Below are 4,228 nucleotides of genomic sequence, written 5' to 3'. Positions count from 1 at the left end.
TTGAAAAAGGATGCGGAATAGCATCAGATGCACGATCGCCGCCCCGCCCGTTGCAGCCGACACGATCTCACCATGAACCGACGCCCGTTGTGGCCGCACCGGCACGCCATCCGATTCGAGGGCAGACTCGCTCGTATGAAGGTGGAAATCTTGTACTTCGACGGGTGCCCGAACTGGCAGGAAGCTGCGGACCGGGTTCGCGCTGCGGCCAGCCTGATCGGACAGTCGGACATCGAGATCGGTCACCGGCTGATCTCGTCCGACGCCGAGGCAGCGGCGTCGGCCTTCGCCGGCTCACCGACCATCCTTGTCGACGGCGTCGATGCCTTCGACGATGCCGTGCAACTGACCGAACTCGCCTGCCGCGTCTACTCGACCGACCGCGGCCTGGCGGGTCTGCCGACCGTCGACCAACTCGCCGCGTCGCTGCAATCGAAAGGCGAAGCGCTGCAACGATGAACGCAGCGAAGGGTCGCGTCCCGCCGCCCCGGTCGAACACTGAGCGGTAGCGCCCGCGCGGCGACCAGTGAACCTCGACCTGCACGCACTCCCCTAAGGCACGGCAGCGTTCACTCCCTCGTGGCGTTCGCCGGCGTTAGTGTTGCCCATGGCTATGTCCAGAGCGGTCCCCGCGCTGCCGGTACGGCACATCGAGACCGCGATCGCCGTCTACACCCGCGCCTTCGGCTTCACGGCGCAGTACTCCGATCCCACCTTCGCCAAGCTCACTCGAGACGACGTCGAGATCCACCTGTGGGCCTCCGACGACGACAGCTGGACCACCCGCACCGACCCTGCGCCGTGGCCGGTGTGCAGCGGAGCGGAGACCTTCCTCGCCGGAACGGCCAGTTGCCGCATCACCGTCGACGAGATCACGGAACTGTACGACGAACTCTCGCGCGCGGGCGTTCTGCACCCGGCAGACGCCGGCCACCCCGTCGCGACGGACTGGGGGACGACGGAATTCGCGACCGTCGACGGCGATGGGAACCTGCTCACGTTCTCCACGAACACTATTCGGACCGAAAGCCCGGTCGTCGACGGTGACGGTGACGCTGTCACCACTTCCTGACCGGCGGAGCCGTTGATCACCACGCATCCATCGGCGTCATCACGAAACTTGCATTGGATGCATGATACGTTCATGCGATGTCGGCCATGGATACCGTCGGGTCCGGCGCTTCTCGCGCCGGGGGGTCGGCAGATCACCTGATGCGAGACGGTCTGTCGCTGCTCGCGCCCGAGGAGACCGTGCTCGCGGCGATGATCGAAGGGTGGGAGCAACAGCAGCGCTCGCGGATGCTCGCGAACCTGACCATCGAGCGGCGGACACAGATCGTGCGCCGGTTGGTGGTCTTCACCAACGACTACCCGTGGCAGTGGTCGTCGGCGGACGTCGAGGAGTGGACGACGCATCTGGTGGAGTCGGGAGCCGCGCATTCGACGGTGCGGCTGTATCAGATGGCGGCATCGCTTTTCTGCAGCTACATCTCCGACGTCCGCTACCGGTGGCACGAGGTCTGTGAGCGGCACTTCGGGGTGCACCCGGTGCAGATCTTCCACGAGTGGAACATGGTCGTGCACCGCAGCGACTATGAAGGGCGACCCGGCAATCGGCCGCTGACCCGCGACGAGCTGCAGGCGTTCTTCGACTACTGCGACACCCGGGTGAACCGGGTCGGCGCCTCCGGCCGCAAAGGATGGCTGGCGAGCTATCGCGACGCCACGCTGTTCAAGGTGATCTACGCCTGGGGCCTACGCCGCCGGGAGGCCTCGATGCTCGACACCGTCGACTGGACCGCCAACCCCGCGGCCACCGAGTTCGGCCGCTACGGGGCGCTGTCGGTGCGCCACGGCAAAGCCCTCTCCGGCGGACCGCCGCGGCGCCGCACGGTCCTGACCACCATGGAATGGGCCGCCGAGGCCGTCGACGAGTGGGTCACCGAGATCCGGCCCCTCTACGACTCCGACCAACTCGCCCTCTGGCCCACCGAGCGCAGCGCACGGGTGGGAGCGGTGTCGATCTCCCAACGGTTCGCCGAGTACCGCGACGCCGTCGGGCTCGAGAAGCACCTCGGCCCGCACTGTCTGCGCCACTCGTATGCGACACATCTGCTCGAGGACGGGTTCGATCACCTCTTCGTCCAACAACAACTCGGACACTCCTGGGGATCGACCACCGCGATCTACACCAGCGTCGGCACCGATTACAAGAACAACGCCCTCCGACGAGCACTGAGTCGGGCGTTCACCACCGCGAGCACCGACGAGGAGAACTGATGCCGCACCCGCAGCTGAACTACCAGTGGCATCTGCGCCGCCTCCTGGCCGACCAGGGCATCTTCGCGACCACCGGACTCGGACCCCTCCTCGCCGAACGGGGCATCACACTCTCCGAAGCACAGGTGTATCGCCTGGTCACCGGGACACCCGAACGTCTGAGCCTGCGCACGCTGATGGCACTGTGCGACATCCTCACCTGCACACCCAACGACCTCATCGAACCGATCGCCGAACCCGCCACAGGGACCGCGACCGGAACATCGACACACCGCCCCGACACCGCTGCCGCGACCACCCGCGCCAAGACCCGCACACCACGACGCGCCGACATCCGGCGACAGTGATCGCAGGACGGTGTCGCATCTGCACCACCGCCGAGGTTCGCGGCATGACGGTGTGCGACCGCTGCAGAAAACGAGCCACGCAGCACCGCGGTACGTGCGCCGGCTGCAGAAAGCCGGACAAACTGTTGGACGACGCCGACACCTGCCGGTGGTGCCGCCAGAAGGCGCGTCGCACCTGCACCTGTTGCGATGCAACAGGATCAGCTCTCACCGGCGCCGAAGGCGACACCCTCTGTCACCGGTGCACACTGACCCGCCGCCTCGACGCGATAATCCCTCCTCATGCCGACGGCCCCCTCGCACCGCTGCGGCAGCCGCTCCTGCACGCCGAACCCGTCACCACCCGCCGGTGGCTGATCCGCACCACACCCCTGCTGCTCTCCATCCAGGACGGCAGCACAGCCCTCACACACACCTCGTTCGACACCCTCCCGCACCCGAAGTCGGTCGAGCACCTGCGCTCACTCCTCGTCGCCACCGGCATCCTCGGCCCGGACCTCGACCGCAGCCTGCGCCGCCTCGAAGCCCAACTCCCCCAACTACTGAGCAGCCTGACCCCGAACCACCGCGCACTCCTGACCCGGTGGACACAGTGGGCCGTACTCCCCAGATTGCGCGCGGCGACCGAGAAGCGGGAAGGCCATGTCGGCGCCCAGAACGCTCGCTCACAGATTCGCCAATCGGCACTGTTCCTCGACTTGCTGCAGCAGCGCTCGACAGAGCTCGGCGAGTGCACACAACACGACATCGACACCTGGTTCAGCGCGCCTGGAGCCGCCCACTGGCGCGTGCGGTCCTTCCTGACGTGGGCACGACGCAACCGGCACCTACCCCGCACACTCACCCTCCCCTCGAGCTACCGAGGCCGAGCGGAAGTCCCCACCGACGACGACGAGAGGTGGCAGATCTGCCGACGCCTCGTCCACGACGAGTCTCTGGACCCCGCCGACCGGCTCGCCGGCGCCTTGATCGCGCTGTTCGCCCAACCACTGACCCGTATCGCCGGACTCACCACTGCCCACGTCACCGAAACCGACGCCGGGGTGGAACTGCGGCTCGGCAGCGCCGACACGCTTCTGCTACCGGATCCGTTCGCCCAGATCGCACTGCAACTACCCCGACCACGACGCGCAGGAACCGCCGAGCAGATACCTCAGACATGGCTCTTCCCCGGTCACCGTGCTGACATACCACTCACGGCGACGGCGCTCGGTAACCGGTTGCGTCGCATCGGTATCAGTCCGCAGGCCCTGAGACTGTCCGCCATCGCCCACCTCACCCGAGAGCTCCCACCGAGCGCACTCGCCGCGATGCTGGGTCTGAACGCACACACCGTCGCGCAGCACACGCTCCGAGCCAGCGGCCAATGGGCGAACTACGCCGCCGACCGCCACTCCTGAGTCTCGCTATTCGCAGGGTCGAATACGGCAACCCTGCCAGTGCTGTAGGAGTGGAACGAGGCCACGTGGTCGAGGTACGCGCGCCAGGTGTCGGAGCTGGTCAGCTCGGCCACTTTGTCGGTGATCGAGGTGTGCAGTGATGCCGCCAGCTCGCGGCGTGCTTCGGCCTTGTCCGCTGTGCTGGTCTTGGTTCGTGATGCC

5 protein-coding genes and 1 pseudogene are annotated in these 4,228 nt (G+C 66.9%); 5 read left to right on the top strand and 1 reads right to left on the bottom strand.

Annotated features, from left to right (window positions below; all coding sequences use genetic code 11):
* The first annotated feature begins 72 nt into the window (after positions 1 to 72).
* The 5 genes from CH268_RS15635 (at position 73) to CH268_RS15615 (ending at position 4,027) form a co-directional block, all read left to right on the top strand.
* Positions 73 to 459, top strand: a complete 387-nt coding sequence (locus tag CH268_RS15635) for an alkylmercury lyase (protein ID WP_349290281.1) — start codon at positions 73 to 75, stop codon at positions 457 to 459.
* A gap of 148 nt (positions 460 to 607) precedes the next feature.
* Entirely contained in the window at positions 608 to 1,072 is a 465-nt protein-coding gene (locus tag CH268_RS15630) for a VOC family protein (protein ID WP_052047650.1), read from the top strand.
* 77 nt (positions 1,073 to 1,149) lie between these two features.
* Complete coding sequence (locus CH268_RS15625) at positions 1,150 to 2,280, top strand: tyrosine-type recombinase/integrase (RefSeq protein ID WP_241258386.1); 1,131 nt, start codon at positions 1,150 to 1,152, stop codon at positions 2,278 to 2,280.
* Positions 2,280 to 2,627 (top strand): helix-turn-helix domain-containing protein, encoded by a 348-nt coding sequence (locus CH268_RS15620; RefSeq protein ID WP_032400201.1) that lies wholly within the window; start codon positions 2,280 to 2,282, stop codon positions 2,625 to 2,627. Before CH268_RS15625 ends, CH268_RS15620 begins: the two co-directional genes overlap by 1 nt.
* Positions 2,628 to 2,752: 125 nt before the next feature.
* Positions 2,753 to 4,027 (top strand): hypothetical protein, encoded by a 1,275-nt coding sequence (locus CH268_RS15615; RefSeq protein ID WP_141215153.1) that lies wholly within the window; start codon positions 2,753 to 2,755, stop codon positions 4,025 to 4,027.
* Here CH268_RS15615 and CH268_RS15610 read toward each other — a convergent pair.
* Positions 4,003 to 4,228: pseudogene (locus CH268_RS15610) on the bottom strand (hypothetical protein); the annotation flags it as partial. The gene CH268_RS15615 and the pseudogene CH268_RS15610 overlap by 25 nt on opposite strands.

The sequence above is a fragment of the Rhodococcus sp. 06-1460-1B genome (assembly GCF_002258475.1).
GTDB lineage: Bacteria > Actinomycetota > Actinomycetes > Mycobacteriales > Mycobacteriaceae > Rhodococcoides > Rhodococcoides fascians.
This window is presented reverse-complemented; position numbering and strand designations above follow the sequence as displayed.